Source organism: Haladaptatus sp. T7, from assembly GCF_026008575.1.
Lineage (GTDB): Archaea > Halobacteriota > Halobacteria > Halobacteriales > Haladaptataceae > Haladaptatus > Haladaptatus paucihalophilus.
Window position 1 is genome coordinate 49208 of record NZ_BROP01000006.1, and the last position, 15866, is coordinate 65073.

The window sequence follows — 15866 nt, forward strand, 5'->3', positions numbered from 1 at the left end:
TCGTGTCTCTCGAAAACGAACCATAAGTGTTCGGTTCGACTCAACGACGTTTGGGGTCAGCGAGTCAGCAGGCCGATAATCGTGGCGAACCGTGCCATCCGGACAGGCGGTTGGGGACGGGGTATACCAACCCACTGCGTTCCCTTCTGACGAACAGGAACATTACAAGAATAGTTCTGTAATGCTTACTGTGACACGACGGCATACACTTCCAGTATCGGACGGGATATCACCGATCAGGCCCCACCGAAAGCGGACGTGAAGGCGGATTCGACGGGGAGAGAACAGACACAGGTATCCTCGATGATACCGACGAACGAATACGATAGGACGTTCCTGGGTGGGGTCGCGAGTTCCCGAGAGACGAACAGATCATCGATCGGTTGACGTTCGCCGCGAGAGGGTCGAACACTACTGAGGGGGCCAGTTCCGTACCCGTTGTTCCATCGATCATCGATGACCGCGACGATTGTATCACCAAAAGTTGTTGAGAGTACTGAAACTGCGAGTTCCCTACAGGGGAACAAATTTATATTAGGGGAGTACCGTTTGTGTGGTATGACAAGACAGGCCGAGGAAAACACCGGACGAACGATCCAATCGGTGAAGATAGCTTTCAACATCATCGATGTAATCCAAGAGCGTCAGAACGTCGGTGTAACCGAGCTATCGAACGAACTGGGACATTCGAAGAGCACCATTCACAGTCATCTGCAGACGCTCGTCGATCGGGAAATCGTGGTCCCTGAAGAGGACAGATACCGCCTGAGTCTCCGGATTTTGGACATGGCGAGTCACGTTCGTGATCAGGTTGGAAACTACGAAGTGATCGAGAAAGAAGTCGAAGAGTTGGCGACGAATACGAACGAAATCGCGCAGTTCGGCATCGAGGAGTACGGCCGGGTATCCTACCTCTGTAAATCCAGAGGGCCGAAGGCGGTCGAAACGGCGTCGAGAATCGGAACGCAACAGCCGATGTACGCGACTTCGTTAGGAAAGACGATCCTCGCTCACTTGCCTACCGAACGACAGGAGCAGATAATCGCGGAGTGCAGTTTCGAACGGCAGACGGAGAAAACCATTACGAGCCCCGAGGAGCTTCGCGACGAACTGGAGACGATCGTCGAACGTGGATACGGGATCGATAACGAAGAGAACATCCACGGGCTTCGATGTGTTTCTGCGCCCGTACGGAGCGGGGATGCGGTACTCGGTGCCATCAGCATTTCGGGTCCGACGAGCCGATTCACGGACGACCGACTACACAACGAACTCGCGGATCACGTCCTTCGCGCAGCAAACGTCATCGAGCTGAATACGAGATACTCCTAGTCGCACCACTCTCCTTTGAGGGATGGAGCTCCGTGTTGAGGCTCCCGAGGTTCCAAGGGTCCAAAGATGGGTGTTCACTATCAGGACCGCTTGGATGGCCCGCCGACAGGGAAATTTGCACGTCGAAGTCGCTCGTCATCCTAGAGATGGCTCTCGCCGACTGCGACGGGACCGTCATTCCGCGATGAGGCGTTCGATGTCGTCCTCGAGTTGACCGTACAGCTCCTCCGCCGTCCGCTCGTCCGCGGGAGACAGTGGTTCGATCGGCTCACGAACGTTCCCGCCGTGTAATCCGGCGAGGTCGAGTCCCTTCTTCACCGCTGAAACGCTGATCGCTCCGGCTATCGTGTTGTTCTCCCCGGTCTCTTCACGGAAGTTTTGGTAGGGTACACAGATATTGCGGATGTGTCTCGCGCGTTCCCAGTCGCCCGCGGTAAGCGCCTCGAACAACTCGAGGCCGATCTCCGGGCGGAAGTTGCTGACGCCCGCCGAGAACCCTTCGATGCCCTCGTTCCAGAACGACAGGGCGAACGGTTCGGCGAGACCATCTATCCAGACGACATCGTTGGCACCCGCTTCGACACCCATGCCAAGTTTAACCGCGTCTTCGAGGGCGTACTTGATGCCGACCACTCCGTCGACGTTCGTCAAATCCCGCAAGTATTCGACCGACGGGTCGAATCCTTTCACGTAGGGAACCAGAGGGGCATCGGCGACGGAATCGAGTTTCTCGTAGTATCGGATAAGCCCCTGTTCGTGGATGTACGAGTGATCCGGGGGCATGATCATCATCGCGTCGACGCCAACGCGGTCATAGCTACGGACGATATCCTTTGCTTCCTGCGTACTCCCGCCGACACCGGCGAGAATACATGCGTCCGAAGGGAGCGCGTCCACGCTCGACCGTGTTACCTCGACCCGCTCATCCCGTGAGAGGGAATGATACTCGCTGATATTGGCGGACGCCAAAAACGTCCGAATTCCCCTCTCATAGAGCGTCCTCGCATTCTCTTGGAGCTTTTCGTGTTCCACCTCAAGGTCGTCGTTGAACGGTGTAAGGAGTCCAGCGGCGACACCACGCAGGTGCTGACGCACCTCATCGTTGGAAAGTGGCATACTCGGGATTCTAAGCGCGTCAGCATAAAATCTTCGTCTATTAAAAACAAACCTGACATCTTGACCGACGGATCGTTGGAAATAGAAATCCTCCCGTCATCCACAAACAATTGCGAACGGCTAATTCCCGGAGGTTTATCGTCCTGCGGTTGGCAGTAGTGTGCATGCGGCTTACGAACGTTAGCGGCCACGCACTCTCGTCTCCGATAGACCCACCTCAAGACCGTCGTTTCTCCGGCGGCGTCAGACGCTTGCGCAAACGCGATGTCGTTCTCGTCGTTCTCGAAACAGTGACCGGAAAACGGGGCGTCGCAACCGCTGGCGCGAGCAGTTCCGCGATGCGGGAGTACTTCGAGGGAGATTCACAGGCGACGTTCGCCGACGTCGTTAACAGTGCCGTAGCGGAGTCACTCGTCGGCGAATCCATCGAAGTGATCGACGATGCACACGAACTGTTGCACGAAACCGGACTCCCGGATCGCCTCCGATACGAGGCCATCTCCGCTATCGATGTGGCACTGCACGACCTCCGTGGGAAGGAACTCGGGGCACCGATCTACGAACTCCTAGCCGACGAGTTCGGAAGCGACCCCACGGCGGAGATACCGATGTACGCGAGCGCGGGAATGTACATGGACCCGGCCGGATATGCCGAGCAGGCGCGGGCCCTCGAAGCGTCGGGGTTCATGGGGTACAAATACCGGCCGGGAATCGGAATCGACGGCGATCGGAAGACGATCGACCTCCTCGCCGAGACGGTGGGCGACATGGAGTTCATGCTCGACACGCACACGTGGTGGAAGCTCCGTGACGCGTATGGGGAAGCGGCTGTTTCTGAACTGGTCGAGTACGCGAGCGAGCGCGGGGCGTACTGGATAGAGGAACCCGTCGACCCGGACGACAGGGGGGGATACATCGCGCTCTCGGCCACGGGTGCACCGCTCGCCGGCGGTGAGAGCGAGGAGACGTCGGCCGGACTCATCGAACTCGGCCGAACCGGGGCGGTCGATTTCCTCCAGGGAGACGTCCGACATCACGAGGGGTACACCGGTTGTGCGTCAGCGGTCGAGTTCTGCCGAGGGCGCGAGGTCGAATTCGTCCCACACAACTTCGGCACGTGGCTCGGTCTCATCGCCAACGCGCACCTCGTCGCCGCCGCCCCGGAGGTCGATCTGCTCGAATATCCCGTCTTCCAGCGCGACCCGTTGCTCAGGGGGGACGTCGACCCCGGAATGTACCCGTTCGACCTCGCGTTCGACATCATAGAGGGGTCGCCATCCATTACGGACGGCGTTCTGGCGGTTCCTGATGGTCCCGGCCTCGGCGTAGAGGTCGATCTCGATGTCATCGAGGAGTACCCGTTCATCGACGGTCCGTGGACCGAGTTCCGGTACGACGAAAGTCCCTGATTCTACCTCGACGAGGAACGTTCTCTCCCATCGTTTCCGCCGTCGAACCGCTGGTTGACATAAATTATAACTTATCCGACTCGGAGGGTAGCACATGGAAGTTACGAACGTCGAGACGATTCCCATCTCTATGAGCCTTCCCGAAGGGGAAGGGGTAGGTGATGCTCGCGGCTTCGGACGAACGCGTGCGACGACGTTACTCCGGATCGAAACGGACGACGGAACGGTCGGATGGGGCGAAGCGTTCGCGCCGGGTTCCATTGTGGCGGCGACGATCGACGAACTGTTTCGGGACCGCGTCGTCGGGATGGATCCGTTCGACGTCGAGTCGCTCGCCGACGAGTCGTACACGGACCCGTACCACTTCGGCGGAAGCGTGTTCGTGCAGAGTTGTGTCAGCGCCATCGACGTGGCCCTCTGGGACATCATCGGGAAAACGGTCGGGCGACCCGTTCATCGACTGCTCGGCGGCACGGAGTGCCGAACACTGACGCCGTACGCGTCGACGATGTACTTTACCGACGCTGAACGACCGCTCGAACGCCCCGTCGAGGAAGCGGTCGATGAAGGGTTCACCGCCGCGAAGATAAAGATCGGAAGCGGCGTCGAAGACGATATCGAGCGGGTGCGCGTCGCACGAGAAATTCTCGGCGACGATGCGCGCCTGATGGTCGATATGAACGGGAACTATCGCCCGCGACAAGCCGTGAAAACGGCGAAGGCCATCGAGAAGTACGATATCACGTGGATCGAAGAGCCCGTCCCGCCGGAGAACGAGAGCGGATACCGGGAGGTGAAATCCCGGATCGACACGCCGATAGCGGCGGGGGAAGCCCACTACGGACGGTTCGCGTTCAAGCGTCTCGTAGACGACCGGGCCGTCGATATCGTTCAACCGAACCTCGGACGATGTGGTGGATTTTCGGAGGCGCGACTGATCGCGGATATGGCCACGACGGAGAACGTCGCCGTTCGACCGCACATCTGGAACAGCGGCGTCGGAATGGCCGCGGCGGTGCAGTTCGCCGCGAGCGTGTCGTCCTATCCACACACCCGGAACATCCCGGAACCGATGATGGTGGAGTTCGACAGAAGCGAGAATCCGCTTCGGAGCGAGATTCTCGAAACGCCGTTCGATCCGTCCGGCGGGATCCTCGACGTCCCGCAAGGACCCGGGCTGGGTATTTCGGTCGACCGAGATGCGGTCGAGCGGTATCGAACGGAGTGAAGACGGCCATTTTTCGGCGCTACATAGTTTTATTTACGATGCCACTCCATCAGTGAGCATGCAACGAGGATTCGTCGTTATAGACGACACCGCGATGCACAGACGCTTGCTCGAAGAAGCCGGTCGGTTCGCAGCCAACTCCGACGCCGAGTTGATACTGTTTTCCTGGATAACGCCGGAGCAGTTCGAAGAGCAACTCGATGCGCTCGAATCGGTGGAGGAGACCGAGCGGACGAACTACCGCGAGTTCACGGCACAGGAGGCCGCCGTGCGCTTCGGTCGTCAGGTCGCCGAGGAAACACTCGGAACGTTAGTCGACGACGTGACGTACGATGTCGTCGGCGAAGTGACGGAGAAAGACGAGCTCGGGAGCACGGTACTCGAAGTGGCGGAGAAACACGGGTGTGATCACGCGTTCATCGCCGGACAGAAACGGTCTCCCACGGGGAAAGCCCTGTTCGGCGACGTCACACAGCGGGTTATTCTCAACTTCGACGGGTTCGTGACGACCGCGATGGAATGATCGTCAACGGTGGTCGAGGTCCGTCAGTGGTCACCGGAATGATCGTCGGCGGAGACCGAGGCCAATCGGCGGTCACTGGAACGACCGCCGGTTCCAGTTGATTTAATAGCCAAACACGCAATCGTACCAGCATGGACGTTGTAGTGACCGGTGTCTACGGACGCTGTGGAACCGCCATCATCGACAATCTTCACGACCGACCCGAATACGACTTCACGTACTTCAACCGGTCCGACAGACCGAGCGACCACCCGTACGGCGAGTACGACACGGTCGTCGGCGACATCGCCGAGTACGAGAAAGTTAGAGACGCCTTCGAGGGACAGGACGCCGTCGTCCACCTCGCCGCCTATCCGTACACCGACGGCGACTGGGGGGAGATCCTCGAACCGAACATCATCGGCATGTACAACGCGCTCGAAGCGGCCCGAGAAGCGAAGGTCGAATCGTTCGTCTTCGGATCGACGAACCACGTCATGGGGATGTACGAACAGGCCCACAAACCGGAGTTGTACTCGCCCACGTACGACCTCGTCATCGACGACACAGACCCCGTTCGTCCCGATTCGTACTACGGAGCATCCAAGAGTTTCGGCGAGGACCTCGGTCGCTACTACGTCGAGAACTACGAGTACCCGAAGCGATTCTACGCGCTTCGCATCTGTAGCGTGCGAATGCCGGAGTACGACCACCCCTACGGTGACGCGGAAATCGGCGTCGAGGAGGGTGAGTGGGAACGAAACAGCCCCGAGTACGACGAACAGGTGGCGCGAATGAAAGCGACGTGGCAGTCGCGGCGGGATTTCGCCCATCAGATCGACTGCTGTCTACAGGACGAGTCCGTCGAATTCGACATCTTCAGCGGCGTGAGCGACAATCGACGACGGTGGTACGACCTCGAACACGCGCGCGCGAAAATCGAATATAACCCACAGGACGACGGTGAGGAGTGGGACGCTCCCCCGGAATAGGAGTCCGTACTCGCCGACCGTACCGCTCTGGCCTCAGTAGTTCAGATACGCCGTCTTGATGGAGCTGAAGAAGTCGAGACCGGCGTCGCCCTGTTCCCGATACGTGTTCGTCGAGGACCCCTTGTAGCCGCCGAACGGCACGTGAAGCTCCAAGCCGGTTGTCTTCTCGTTCACCTTCGCGACGCCCGCCTCGACGTCCTCGATGAACTGATGTCCTTCCGAGAGGTCGTCCGTGACGATACTGGCCGACAGGCCGAACTCCACGTCGTTCGCGACGGCCACCGCCTCTTCGAAGTCCGACACCGAGATGACCGCGAGTACCGGGCCGAACACCTCCTCTTGAGCGATTCGCATGTCGGCGCGGACGTCGGAGAAGACGGTCGGTTCGACGAAGTATCCGTCGTCGTATTCGGCACCGGTGAGACGGTCGCCGCCGGTTTCGAGGGTCGCACCGTCTTCGAGGCCGATATCGACGTATTCGAGCGTGCCCTCGAGTTCGCTCCCGGTCACGTGTGGCCCCATATCGACGTCCGCGGTTCCGTCCCCGATTTCGAGCGATTCGGCGTAGTCCACGATGCCCGCGACGAATTCGTCGTACACGTCCTCGTGGACGATGGCGCGGGAACAGGCGGTACACGCCTGCCCGGTGACCCCGAACGCGCCCGAGCCGACGATATCGACGGCCTCGTCGAGGTCGGCACTCGGCATCACGACGGTCGGGTTCTTTCCGCCCATCTCACACTGCACGCGTTTCAGGTCCTCGGTCGCGGTCTGAGCGACCATCGTCCCGATGGCCGTACTCCCGGTGAACGATACGGCATCGACCGCACCGTGTTCCGTAAGGGGGCCTCCGACGTCGCTACCCGATCCGGTCACGTAGTTGACTACCCCGGCGGGCAATCCGGCCTCCTCCAAACATTTAACGAGTTTCAGCGAGACGCCGGGTGCGGCGGACGCGGGTTTGAGAACGACCGTGTTACCGGCCGCGAGCGCCGGGGCGAGTTTCCACGCCGGGATGGCGATGGGATAGTTCCACGGCGTGATGAGCGAGACGGTTCCGAGCGGTTCGCGTTTCGTGTACAGTTGCTTGTTCGCGGCGCTCGCCGCTTTCATCGTTCCGCCGAGGTCACGGGTCTTCTCCGCGTAGTAATCGAAGATATCGATGGCGCGTTGTACTTCGCCACCGGCCTCCGCGAGGGTCTTTCCCTCTTCCGTGGTGAGCGTCTCGGTCAGTTCGTCTTTGCGCGCATCGAGTGCATCGGCCGTCCGTTTCAGGATACGGCCGCGCTCAGGTGCGGGCGTCGCGGCCCATTCGTCCTGTGCCGCAACCGCTGCTTCGACCGCGCGGTTTGCATCGTCGCTCGCCGATTGTTGGTACGTCGCCACGATTTCGTTTTTGTTCGCCGGATTGTGTACCGTAAACGTGTCACCCGACGCTGATTCTGTCCAGTCTCCGTCGATATAATTACCGTAGTCTGTCGACATCCTCAGATACAGCAACGGACGGCCACTATACTAAGGTTTTGGTGATGACAAACGAAAGGAGGTGTGCTGTACACCGAGATGCGAGGAGGGATAACCGCACCCCAATCGATTTATACTGTTACTACGTACCACGATACCAATGAGTTCAGTTCAGAAAACTGGCGAGACCAACGACGGTACGAGCCGTCCCATGGAGTTGTTTTCGACGATCAGAAACTCGGTCACGCTCTCCCTCGCGACGCTGGGAATCATCATCTTCGTCGTCGGATTCCTCATCAATACGGGAGTTTGGGCGGCGATATACGCCACCTGGGGGGCGGCACTTTTCCTCGTCGGCGTACTCGGGTACACGTTCATTTGGTGGCAACGTCGGTGAACGGTCGACATCGCGGTCGCCCACGTATGGAATGTACCCGGGATGTCTTGGACTACTCCCCGCCTCGATTCGGCTACCCGCGCACGTCGCGGGACACTTCCACTATCGGGAAACCGTGATCATCGGGGCTTGAGTTGCGAGACGGCGTTCTCCCCCGGTCGCCGATGTAGCTGGATGTCGGCTATTTTTCTGATGGTGAATTCGCCGAGGATGTTCACTTCACACCCCGATTCGAGGTGTCCGCCCACCGTTCGGTCGCCGTCAAACGCCGTGACGTGTAAGTGTGGTTCCCCATCCGCGATGAGACCACCGACGTTCGTCACCTCCCACGAACCGTCGAGCGAGAGGTGGACGTTCCGGTCGGACTGGTCCTCCGGAAGGTCGGTTCGGTTCACGTAGTGGATGTTCAGGTTGCTGAACGTTCCGATTCCCGAAACGAGGACGCCCGTGTCCACGTCGTGTGTTTCACAGGCGTCGATGATCGATTCGAGTGCCAAGTCTCCGCGGTCGAGACGGACGATGACGTGTCCGTCGGATTCGAACGTTTCCATGGACCTACAGTGCAGACTGCGTACAGCGGTCGGATAAGTCTTCACCCTCGAATCGGGACGAAACGAACACACATTGGTTTCGGTACCTCCACGGAGTCTCTCGGCTGTGGTCGTCCCGTTTCCGGATGGAGTTCGAACACCGCCACCGCGCCGCTGTCCTTGTTTGCGGCGAAGAGGTACCGACCGGTCGGGTCGAGTGCGATTGTTCGGGGTGTCCGTCCGCCAGAAGGGACGTGACACTGCATATCGAGGTGGCCGGATTCCGAATCGACTTCGAAGAACGCGATGCTATCGTGGCCGCGATTGGATCCGTACACCCACCGTCCCGAAGGGTGAACGCGGAGGTCGGCAGCCCGGTTTTCGCCGTCGAACGACGACGGCACGGTACTCACCGTTTTGGCTTCGCGGAGCGCTCCCGTCCCAGGCCACACTTCGAACGCGGTCAGCGTCGAATCGATCTCGTTGACGACGTAGAGGAAACGTCCGTTGGGGTGGCGGTCGAAGTGTCGCGGGCCGGTTCCCGCCGGAAGCGTCGCATCGGGAACCGACGCCGATTCCAAGGCACCGTCGGGTCGATGGAACAAAGTGACGATGCGGTCGCGCCCTAAGTCGGGAACGTAGACGATGCCATCGGTCGCTCCGGGCGCGATGGAGTGTGGATGTGAAGCAGTCTCCCGTCCGCTAGCCTCGAATTCGACAGTCGTGCCGCCCCCCATTTGACATTCGGAACCGACCGGGAAGGCAGAGACGGTCCCACCGCCGTAGTTCGCGACGTAGACGTAGTTTCCGTGGCTGTCGGTTGACACGTAGCAGGGAGCCCCTCCGCCGCTCGACCGTCGGTTGAGCCTCGTCAGGGTCGCGTCCCCGTCGATGCGATACGCGGAAACGAGGCCACCTGCGATTCGGTCGACCGTGAACACGTACTGGCCAGTCGGGTGAACCGCGAGATAGTACGGATTTTCGGCGGGTGAGCGTCCCGATTTCGTTACCGACCCGTCGGCGGCGTCGAACCGATAGCTGATGACGCCATCACTTCCATCACCCGGCGACGAACACACGAGCATCACCGATCGTGAATCGACCATACTCCACCATTATGGCGCACGGATATGTGCGTTCCTACGATGTGTCGGCGTCGGTGGCTTCGCGTCGAACGACCGAAGTAGTTATGCGCACGACGACCAACGAACAGTCATGTGCGAACGATTAGCAGGGGCTGTCGCAGTCGTCACGGGCGGCGGAAACGGAATCGGTGCGGCAACGTGTGTCCGACTCGCCGAAGCGGGTGCGTCGGTTGTCGCCGTCGATTGTAATCTTGAAGCCGCCGAGGCGACGGCATCGAAGGTGAGGGACCGAACCGGTCGGGAAGCGGTCGGCATAGCGGCCGACGTCGGCGACGAGGGACAGGTGATGGAGATGGCTGAGGCGGTATCGAATCGGTTCGGACACGTCGACGTTCTAGTGAACAACGCCGCGGTCCGCGTCGCTCCGGGACCGGTAACGTCGGCCGACGAAACGAGTTGGGACCGCATCCTCGCGGTGAACCTCAAAGGCGTCGCGTTCTGCGCGAAGCACGTGATTCCGCTGATGGAGATGGGCGGGTCGATAGTCAACGTCGCGTCGAACGGCGCGTCGGTCGCTCGACCCGGCTGGTCGCAGTACGATGCGACGAAAGGGGCACTCGTTTCGATGACTCAAGACATGGCCTGTGATCACTCTGTCGACGGAATCCGGGTAAATGCCGTCTCTCCGGGGTGGGTCATTACGGAGTACCACTTCCCCGACGACGAAGGGGAGGCGCGCCAATTTTTCGCGGAGAAGACGACACCGCACGCCGACGGCCCCGGTGTCCTCAAACGCGCGGCGACACCGCGCGAAATCGCCGACGCCATCCTCTTTCTTGCGTCCGAGGAGTCCTCGTTCATCACGGCAACCAATCTCCCCGTCGATGGCGGCGTCGGAGCGGTCGGAAAGGGATTGTCGTGGCGCGACGCGGGTTTCGAGGAAGCCACCGAGTGATCCCACCGGAATATCGAGAACGAAAGCCGAAACAGGTCGTCGTTACTCCGCCATCGATCAGCGGTCAGTCATCTCCTTCGACGATGGAGTCGCTGTGCCAGTACTCGTGGTCGTCTTGCACGCGGAAACACGCCGTTTGGTGGCGTTCACCGTCCGATGAGTCGTATGAGTCCGGAGCCGTCTTCCGGCACACTTCGCGCGCTTCGGGACATCGCGTGTGATAGTGACAGCCGCTTGGTGGGTTCGTGGGGTCCGGGATGTCGATCTCCCTGATCGGTGACTCCTCGATGGCCGTCTCCTCCTCGTTATGGGAGAGTTCGGGTGTCGCCCATCGGAGGGCCTGTGTGTAGGGGTGTTGCGGGTTGTGGATGATCTGCTCCGGCGGACCGATCTCGACGAGTTCGCCGAGGTAGACGACCCCGATGCGACCGCCCGTTTTTTCCGCAATGTACCGCGCGTTCGAGAGGTCGTGCGAGACGAACAGATACGACGTATCGAACATGTCTTGAAGCTGTATCATCAGGTCCATCATCTCGACGCGCAACGAAACGTCGAGAGCGCTCACCGGTTCGTCGGCGAGAATGAGGTCGGGGTTCATCAGCATCGACCGGATGATGGCGACGCGTTGCTGTTCGCCGCCGGACAGTTGGTGGGGATAGCGTTCGAAGTAGTCCTCGGCGGGGGACATCCCGACGTGTTCCAACAGCCCCAAGATGCGCTGTTTCCGGTCGTTTCCGTCCAGATCATCGTGCCACCGCTTGAGGGGCATTTCGAGGGCCGCTTTGACTCGCCGGTGTGGGTTCAGCGAGCTACCGGGGTCCTGGTGAACGATCTGAAGCGAGCGACGGATATCCTCCCAAGCGATGGTGGCGCTCCCCCCCGAGTCCCGTACGTCCCAGATATCGTGGCCGCGGTATTCGATGCTCCCACCGGTCGGTCGCTGCAGTCCGACGGCCGTCTTCCCGAGCGTCGTCTTGCCGCACCCGGACTCGCCGACCAGAACGATGGCGTCGTTCTCGTAGATATCGAGCGAAATGCCGTCGACCGCCTTGACGATATCCGCATCGGAGAAGATGTCGAAGAATCCCTTTTCCTTCTCGAAGTGGACCTCGACGTCTCGCATCGACACCACCGGTTCGCCGTCGGAACTGACCGTTCCGGCGCTCGCGCTGACGGAGCTTTCGCCGAAACCGGCGAGCGACGACGAATCCTCGGTCATCGGGATGGTTTCGGCTGATTCTTCCCAGTGGTGACAGTGGACGTGGTGGTCATCGTTGACCTGGTACGCTTCCGGGTCGTCCTTCTCACAGAACTCGTCCGCGAGCGGACAGCGAGGGTGGAAAGAGCACCCGGAGGGAACGTTCACGGGGTCGGGAGCGCTTCCTTCGACCGGTCGCATCTCGTCGATGGACGATTCGAGATTTGGTGTCGATTTTAACAGGAGTCGCGTGTACGGGTGGGCCGGGTCCTCGAGTACCTCCTTCATCGGTCCCAATTCGGCGATTTCGAACGCGTACATCACCGCGATACGGTCGACCAGGTCCGCGATCAACGGCAGGTCGTGGGTGATGAAGACGATAGTGAGGTCGTACTGGTCCTTGAGGCTCTGGAGAAGCGAAATGATCGACCGCTGCATGAGCAGGTCGAGCGCCGCGGTCGGTTCGTCCATCACCAACACTTCCGGTTCGAGAATGAGCGACAGCGCGATGAGCGCCCGCTGTTTCATCCCGCCGGACAGTTCGTGCGGATACGAATCCAGTACGCGGTCGGGGTCGAGATAGAGGTCTTCGAGGAGTCGGTGTGCGCGTTGCATTCCCTCGTCGATGTCGTAATCGTGAGCGTTCAACGTCTCGACGAAGTGGGTCCGAATCGAGCGAACGGGGTTGAACGAACTCATCGCCCCCTGGAACACCATGGACACCTGTTCCCAGCGGAATTCCTTCAGGTCACGCCCTTCGAGATCGAGGACGTCTATCGGTTGGCCGTGTTTCGGATGATACGTGATATCGCCCGTGAGAACACCGGGATCGACGACGGCGTCGAGAAGTGCGGATGCGAGCATCGACTTCCCGCTTCCGCTCTCACCGACGATGCCGAGCACTTCGTTCCGCTGTACGTCGAGGTCCACCGAGTCCAGGACGTTCGAATCGCCACGTTCCATGTCGAACGTGACGGACGCGTTTCGTACCTCTAGGATCGATTCTTCCGCCGTGTCGAATTCATAGCTCGATTGTGAAACGGTCATCGTCTATAGTCCTCCGTTGGTCATGCTACCAGCCGATTCGTCTTCTTCGCCCACGTGCGCTTCCGCTTCCGCGGTCGTCTTCTCGTGGCGTGCCCGAACGCGCGGGTTGAACACCCTGTCGAGCGACTGTCCCAGGAGTATCAGCCCGATGGAGATGAACACGATCGCCGCCATCGGGACGAGGAACCAGTGCAGCAGCTCGGGTCTGATGTGGGCGTTCGCGTCGTAGGCCTGTTTCAGGGAACTCCCCCAGTTCAGGTCCTCGAACGGGAGGATGCCGAGATAGTACAGCGCTGCCGCCTCGAAGATGACCCGTCGCGCCGCGTTGGTCAGGTTGATCACGACGTATGGCATCAGGTGCGGAATGATCTCCTTGAAGACGATAGTTGGCGTCGAAATTCCCATCGCCCGCGCCGCCTCGACGAACGATTCCCCTCGGAGTGTGAGTACCTGCGACCTGATGGCACGCGCCAGACCGCCCCAAGACGCGATACACAGCAGAATACCGATCGCGTACGGATTGCCGGGGATGGGAAGCAACAGAGCCAGCGCCATCACGAGCGGGAACGCGGGGATATTGATACAGATGTCGGTGATCGAACTTAGAACGGTATCCGCCGTGCCGCCCTTGTACCCCGCGATGCCGCCGACGACGGTTCCGACGACGACGGTGAACAGCGCTCCGGAAGCGATCATCTTGAGCATCGTCTGGGTTGCGTGAACCACTTGCGAGAACAGGTCACGCCCCATCTTGTCTGTTCCTAATGGGTATTGCCAGTTCTGGAAGGGTTGGACGTACGCCGGTCCCTCTGCCGTATGCGTCGGCTCGATCAAGACCGTCCCGACCGTTCCCATCAGGACGTAAATGGTCAGGATGGTAAATCCGATCTGTGCCCTGCGGTCACGCTTGATGATTTCGAACGGTGCGCGAATGTAAGCATCGTACAGCTTTCGATAGCGGTCGCGTCGGGTCTCCTCGTACTGTGAGACCACCTCGAATGGAGAGTTAACGTTCCCGCCGTCCGTGCGAACGGTGCTCTCGTTTCGTTGGTCGTCACTAGACGACACTGCCTCTCTCAGCGGGTCAGTCATCGTTGACCCTCCTCTGTCGGTACAGTCGATAATTTCGTTCGTAGTATCTCATCGTTCGTTTGTGTGTCTTCTTCAGTACGATTCACTGTTCTGCCCTCCCGCGCGCGGATCGATCAACGAATACGTCAGATCGGCGAACAGCAATGCGAGTACGACCGCCACCGTGATGAGAACGAACCCGCCCATCATCAGCGGATAGTCGCGCTGATAGAACGCCGACAGCGTGTAGTAACCGATGCCCCGGTATTGGAACACCTTCTCCAGAACGACGGAGCCGCCGAACATCTCCCCGATGCTGATCATCAACGTCGTGTACATCGGGAGGACGGCGTTGCGCGCGACGTATTGCGTCGAGATGGTTATGTCGGAGAGTCCGCGAAGGCGGGCCACACGGAGGTAATCGGACCCGAGAACGCGAATGGAGTTCCCGCGCATTCCCAGCGAAGCGACGCCCGAGGCAACGAGCATGGACGAGACCGGCAACGCGGCGTGGCGTATTATCCCTTTGATGTACAGCCAGTTGAATCCGGCCGGGACGCCCGTCGGTTGCTTGCCACCTGTCGGGAACCATCCGAGCCGATACGAGAAAGCCATCAAGAGCAGAAACGCCAACACGTAGAACGGAACCGAACCCATGAGGATCGCCCACGAAGTCAGTCCGACGTCCAGCTTTCCGCCTTCCCAGTACGCCATCAGCGCGCCCACCATGACGCCGATGAAGAAGCTGATGAACAGCGACCAACTCAAGACGAACAGCGTCCACGGCAGCGTGTTTGCGATGATCTGGGCAACGGGGTCGGAATAGTACGTCGACACGCCGAGATTACCCTGTAGCATGTTCACCATGTAGTGGACGTACGCTATCGGTATCGGTTCGCTCGGATTGACGCTCATTCGAAGCTCGACGATCTCCCGAGCCCGAGCCGGGTTGACGCCTTGCCGCTGCAATTTTCGCACCATCGCCCCCATCGGGTTCCCCGGCAACAGCCGCACGAGGACGAACGACAGGGTAGTAACCGCCCACGCCGTAAACAGCGCTTGTCCTACTCTTCGTACACGCCAGTCTATCTTTACCATGTTACACGTATGCAAGCCGTTTCGAGAGCTTCATAATCAATTTATCCCATGTTGTTACCATAATTATATATCTAGTAATATATGTGAGGGTTGCTCGTGCATGGTCCACTGACGGACAACCATATCTCGCTCACTCGAAGGGTTCCCACTCGGTGTAGAGTACCACCACGCTCATGACGAACGTGAGAACGATAGGGATGAGCGTCACCGTCGCAGTCACGTACGATCCGGTTCCCGGTTCGAGATAGAGAAACGAGAACCCCAACAACAGGAGAAAGAAGATATCGATGCCGAGTACAGTTCTCGATGCCGTTTGGAGTAATCCCATGATCAGTATGTCTGAATCCGTTGTATTAAATATTCAGTTCTCACCACTACGAATGTGAAAACGTCCGTCGGGTTGGACGCCCGAGTTGATATGGGGACGGGGTGGTTGATTCCC

At 59.6% G+C, this 15866-nt stretch carries 15 protein-coding genes; 7 read left to right on the forward strand and 8 right to left on the reverse strand.

The window, feature by feature from the left end; translation table 11 throughout:
- Nucleotides 1–558: 558 nt before the first annotated feature.
- Nucleotides 559–1332 carry an IclR family transcriptional regulator gene (locus OPC11_RS16055; protein ID WP_264782569.1) on the forward strand — a complete coding sequence of 258 codons (774 nt, stop codon included), beginning with the start codon at nucleotides 559–561 and terminating at the stop codon, nucleotides 1330–1332.
- 174 nt (nucleotides 1333–1506) lie between these two features.
- Here the strand turns inward: OPC11_RS16055 and OPC11_RS16060 are convergent, their stop codons facing one another.
- Nucleotides 1507–2448 carry a dihydrodipicolinate synthase family protein gene (locus OPC11_RS16060; protein ID WP_264782570.1) on the reverse strand — a complete coding sequence of 314 codons (942 nt, stop codon included), beginning with the start codon at nucleotides 2446–2448 and terminating at the stop codon, nucleotides 1507–1509.
- Between the two features lie 164 nt (nucleotides 2449–2612).
- Here OPC11_RS16060 and OPC11_RS16065 point away from each other — a divergent pair, with 164 nt between their 5' ends.
- The 4 genes from OPC11_RS16065 (at nucleotide 2613) to OPC11_RS16080 (ending at nucleotide 6579) form a co-directional block, all read left to right on the forward strand.
- A complete protein-coding gene (locus tag OPC11_RS16065) occupies nucleotides 2613–3857 on the forward strand; it encodes a mandelate racemase/muconate lactonizing enzyme family protein (protein ID WP_264782571.1) in 1245 nt (414 codons plus the stop codon).
- A 94-nt stretch (nucleotides 3858–3951) separates the two neighbouring features.
- Nucleotides 3952–5085, forward strand: a complete 1134-nt coding sequence (locus tag OPC11_RS16070; protein ID WP_264782572.1) for a mandelate racemase/muconate lactonizing enzyme family protein — start codon at nucleotides 3952–3954, stop codon at nucleotides 5083–5085.
- 58 nt (nucleotides 5086–5143) lie between these two features.
- Entirely contained in the window at nucleotides 5144–5608 is a 465-nt protein-coding gene (locus OPC11_RS16075; protein WP_264782573.1) for a universal stress protein, read from the forward strand.
- A gap of 131 nt (nucleotides 5609–5739) precedes the next feature.
- Complete coding sequence (locus OPC11_RS16080) at nucleotides 5740–6579, forward strand: NAD(P)-dependent oxidoreductase (protein WP_264782574.1); 840 nt, start codon at nucleotides 5740–5742, stop codon at nucleotides 6577–6579.
- Nucleotides 6580–6612: 33 nt separating this feature from the next.
- Here OPC11_RS16080 and OPC11_RS16085 read toward each other — a convergent pair whose 3' ends face one another.
- Nucleotides 6613–8064 (reverse strand): aldehyde dehydrogenase family protein, encoded by a 1452-nt coding sequence (locus OPC11_RS16085; RefSeq protein ID WP_264782575.1) that lies wholly within the window; start codon nucleotides 8062–8064, stop codon nucleotides 6613–6615.
- Nucleotides 8065–8203: 139 nt separating this feature from the next.
- Here OPC11_RS16085 and OPC11_RS16090 point away from each other — a divergent pair, with 139 nt between their 5' ends.
- Nucleotides 8204–8440 (forward strand): hypothetical protein, encoded by a 237-nt coding sequence (locus OPC11_RS16090; protein ID WP_264782576.1) that lies wholly within the window; start codon nucleotides 8204–8206, stop codon nucleotides 8438–8440.
- A 119-nt stretch (nucleotides 8441–8559) separates the two neighbouring features.
- Here OPC11_RS16090 and OPC11_RS16095 read toward each other — a convergent pair whose 3' ends face one another.
- Both OPC11_RS16095 and OPC11_RS16100 read right to left on the reverse strand, forming a co-directional pair.
- Nucleotides 8560–8991: a PPC domain-containing DNA-binding protein gene (locus tag OPC11_RS16095; protein WP_264782577.1), complete on the reverse strand. Its 432-nt coding sequence runs from the start codon at nucleotides 8989–8991 to the stop codon at nucleotides 8560–8562.
- A gap of 41 nt (nucleotides 8992–9032) precedes the next feature.
- Nucleotides 9033–10076, reverse strand: a complete 1044-nt coding sequence (locus OPC11_RS16100; RefSeq protein WP_264782578.1) for a lactonase family protein — start codon at nucleotides 10074–10076, stop codon at nucleotides 9033–9035.
- A 109-nt stretch (nucleotides 10077–10185) separates the two neighbouring features.
- Here OPC11_RS16100 and OPC11_RS16105 point away from each other — a divergent pair, with 109 nt between their 5' ends.
- Entirely contained in the window at nucleotides 10186–11010 is an 825-nt protein-coding gene (locus OPC11_RS16105) for a glucose 1-dehydrogenase (RefSeq protein WP_264782579.1), read from the forward strand.
- Nucleotides 11011–11074: 64 nt separating this feature from the next.
- Here OPC11_RS16105 and OPC11_RS16110 read toward each other — a convergent pair whose 3' ends face one another.
- The 4 genes from OPC11_RS16110 to OPC11_RS16125 form a co-directional block, all read right to left on the reverse strand.
- The gene (locus OPC11_RS16110; protein ID WP_264782580.1) at nucleotides 11075–13255 is read right to left on the reverse strand and encodes an ABC transporter ATP-binding protein; all 2181 of its coding nucleotides are present in this window, start codon (nucleotides 13253–13255) and stop codon (nucleotides 11075–11077) included.
- A 3-nt stretch (nucleotides 13256–13258) separates the two neighbouring features.
- Entirely contained in the window at nucleotides 13259–14347 is a 1089-nt protein-coding gene (locus tag OPC11_RS16115) for an ABC transporter permease (protein WP_264782581.1), read from the reverse strand.
- 72 nt (nucleotides 14348–14419) lie between these two features.
- Entirely contained in the window at nucleotides 14420–15241 is an 822-nt protein-coding gene (locus OPC11_RS16120; RefSeq protein WP_264782582.1) for an ABC transporter permease, read from the reverse strand.
- 313 nt (nucleotides 15242–15554) lie between these two features.
- A complete protein-coding gene (locus OPC11_RS16125) occupies nucleotides 15555–15752 on the reverse strand; it encodes a hypothetical protein (RefSeq protein ID WP_264782583.1) in 198 nt (65 codons plus the stop codon).
- Nucleotides 15753–15866 lie beyond the last annotated feature (114 nt).

What these genes read in the sequence shown, in the direction of transcription:
- OPC11_RS16055 (WP_264782569.1), top strand. Translation starts at nt 559, where the DNA reads ATGACAAGACAGGCCGAGGAAAACACCGGACGAACGATCCAATCGGTG.
- OPC11_RS16060 (WP_264782570.1), bottom strand. Translation starts at nt 2,448, where the DNA reads ATGCCACTTTCCAACGATGAGGTGCGTCAGCACCTGCGTGGTGTCGCC.
- OPC11_RS16065 (WP_264782571.1), top strand. Translation starts at nt 2,613, where the DNA reads ATGCGGCTTACGAACGTTAGCGGCCACGCACTCTCGTCTCCGATAGAC.
- OPC11_RS16070 (WP_264782572.1), top strand. Translation starts at nt 3,952, where the DNA reads ATGGAAGTTACGAACGTCGAGACGATTCCCATCTCTATGAGCCTTCCC.
- OPC11_RS16075 (WP_264782573.1), top strand. Translation starts at nt 5,144, where the DNA reads ATGCAACGAGGATTCGTCGTTATAGACGACACCGCGATGCACAGACGC.
- OPC11_RS16080 (WP_264782574.1), top strand. Translation starts at nt 5,740, where the DNA reads ATGGACGTTGTAGTGACCGGTGTCTACGGACGCTGTGGAACCGCCATC.
- OPC11_RS16085 (WP_264782575.1), bottom strand. Translation starts at nt 8,064, where the DNA reads ATGTCGACAGACTACGGTAATTATATCGACGGAGACTGGACAGAATCA.
- OPC11_RS16090 (WP_264782576.1), top strand. Translation starts at nt 8,204, where the DNA reads ATGAGTTCAGTTCAGAAAACTGGCGAGACCAACGACGGTACGAGCCGT.
- OPC11_RS16095 (WP_264782577.1), bottom strand. Translation starts at nt 8,991, where the DNA reads ATGGAAACGTTCGAATCCGACGGACACGTCATCGTCCGTCTCGACCGC.
- OPC11_RS16100 (WP_264782578.1), bottom strand. Translation starts at nt 10,076, where the DNA reads ATGGTCGATTCACGATCGGTGATGCTCGTGTGTTCGTCGCCGGGTGAT.
- OPC11_RS16105 (WP_264782579.1), top strand. Translation starts at nt 10,186, where the DNA reads ATGTGCGAACGATTAGCAGGGGCTGTCGCAGTCGTCACGGGCGGCGGA.
- OPC11_RS16110 (WP_264782580.1), bottom strand. Translation starts at nt 13,255, where the DNA reads ATGACCGTTTCACAATCGAGCTATGAATTCGACACGGCGGAAGAATCG.
- OPC11_RS16115 (WP_264782581.1), bottom strand. Translation starts at nt 14,347, where the DNA reads ATGACTGACCCGCTGAGAGAGGCAGTGTCGTCTAGTGACGACCAACGA.
- OPC11_RS16120 (WP_264782582.1), bottom strand. Translation starts at nt 15,241, where the DNA reads ATGAGCGTCAATCCGAGCGAACCGATACCGATAGCGTACGTCCACTAC.
- OPC11_RS16125 (WP_264782583.1), bottom strand. Translation starts at nt 15,752, where the DNA reads ATGGGATTACTCCAAACGGCATCGAGAACTGTACTCGGCATCGATATC.